Source organism: Limnohabitans sp. Jir72, assembly GCF_003063575.1.
GTDB lineage: Bacteria > Pseudomonadota > Gammaproteobacteria > Burkholderiales > Burkholderiaceae_C > Limnohabitans_A.
In genome coordinates, this window is the sequence record NZ_NESC01000027.1 from 1 (window position 1) to 1872 (window position 1872).

General features: G+C 64.2%; 1 protein-coding gene. It reads right to left on the reverse strand.

Annotated elements, in window-relative coordinates; translation table 11 throughout:
* A partial coding sequence (locus B9Z52_RS17440; RefSeq protein WP_146182896.1) for an Ig-like domain-containing protein occupies positions 1-1872 on the reverse strand: 1872 nt, incomplete at both ends.

The window sequence follows — 1872 nt, forward strand, 5'->3', positions numbered from 1 at the left end:
TGCTGAAGTCTTTGACCGCTTCGCTGAAGGTGATGGTGACTTTGGCGCTTTGACCGGCTGTCAGGCTGGTGATGGCCGTATTGGTGTTGTCCGTGAGGGTGACGCTGGCCGTGGGGGCCTTGGTGTCCACGCTGTAGTTGCCGCTGGCTGCGCTTTGGCCTGCGTTGCCTGCCACGTCGGTGTAGGTGCTGGCCAGTGTGATGCTGTTGGTGGCGTCTTCCAGGTTCACGCTGGGCGTGAAGGTGCCGGTCCAGACGATGCCGTCGGTGCTGCTGAGCGTGCCCAGGCTGCCGTTTTGTACGGTGACGTCGGCGTTGCTGAAGTTGCTGACCTTCTCGCTGAAGGTGATGGTCAGCGTAGTGGTCTCTCCGGCTTTCAATGCTTCGTCGGCCAATTGGAGGGTGGCCGTGGGGGCCAGGGTTTCGACGCTGTAGTTGCCGCTGGTGGCTGCGGTGCCCAGGTTGTCCGACAGGTCGGTGTAGTTGGCCAGCACTTTGACCACGTTGCTGGTGTCTTCGATGTTGGCCGTCGGTGTGAGTGTGGCGGTCCAGGTCAGGCCGCTGTCGGCGGTGGCCAAGCCCGAGAGCGTGCCGTTGTCGGCGGTCAAGTCCGACAGGTCAAAGGCTTTGACTTTCTCGCTGAAGGTGATGGTGACGGTGGCGCTGTCGCCCACTTTGAGGGCGCTCTTGTCGAGCACGATGCTTTGCACTGTGGGCACGGTGACGTCCACCGCGTAGGCGCGGGTGTCCGAGACCATGTGGGTGTTGCCTGCCGCATCGCTGGCCATGAGCACGACTTCGATTTCTGAGCCTTGGTCGGCAATCAGGTCGGCCGTGGCCACGCTGACGCTGTAGTGGCCCAGCGCGTCCACGGTGGCGCTGAAGGTTTGGCCGTTGACCAGCACTTTGACCAGGTCGCCTTCGCGGGCGTCGGTCACGCTGCCGGTGATGCCGGTGTGGGTTTGCACCGCGTCCGCAGGGCTCAGGGCGTCATCGCCGCCAATGGCGTTGATGGTGACCGTTGGCGCTGGGACGGTGGTGTCCAGCGTGAAGCTCAAGCTGCTGGCTGCACTCACGTTGCCTGCGGCGTCCGTCTGGCGCACGCTGACGGTGTTGCTGCCTTCTGCGGCTGCGAAGGTCGTGCCCCATGCTGTGCCATTGGTGCTGTACTCAACCGTGGCACCCGCCTCCAGGCCGCTCACGTTGATCACGCCGCTTTGGCTGATCTTGTCGTTGCTGCTGGTGCCGCTGTCGCACACCAGGGCCACGGTGGGTGTGGCCACGGCTGTGTCAATCACCAAAGCCAGGCTTTGCGCCGGGCTGGTGTTGCCTGCCGCGTCTTGGGCCGTCACGCTCACGTTGCCGCTGGCGATCACCAGGGTGGGCGTCACGCTCCACTTGCCGTTTGCATCCACCGTGGTGCTGAGCACTTCCAGTGTGCCGGGCATGGTCACTTGGATGATGTCGCCCGTGGTGCCCGTGCCGCTGATGGTGGGGGTGCTGTCGTTGGTGAGGCGGTCGGTCTTGGCCGCGCTGTTGCTGGCGTCGTCCAGTTGCACGGTGAACACCGGGGCTTTGGTGTCGACGGCGTAGCTGGCTTGCGCTGTGGTGCCTGCGTTCCCTGCCTCGTCGGTGTAGGCGGTGCCCAAGCTCAATGTGTTGCTGGCCGCTTCGGTGTCCACCGCTGGTGTGAAGGTGGCTGTCCAGATCAGGCCGTCGGCGCTGGCGGTGAAGCTGCTCAGCGCGCCGTTGGGGGCTGTGATGTCGGCGTTGCTGAAGTCTTTGACTTTCTCGCTGAAGGTGATGGTGACCGTGGCGCTCTCGCCTGCTTTGAGGGCGTTGTCGCTCAAAGCGATGGTGGCGGTGGGGGCCT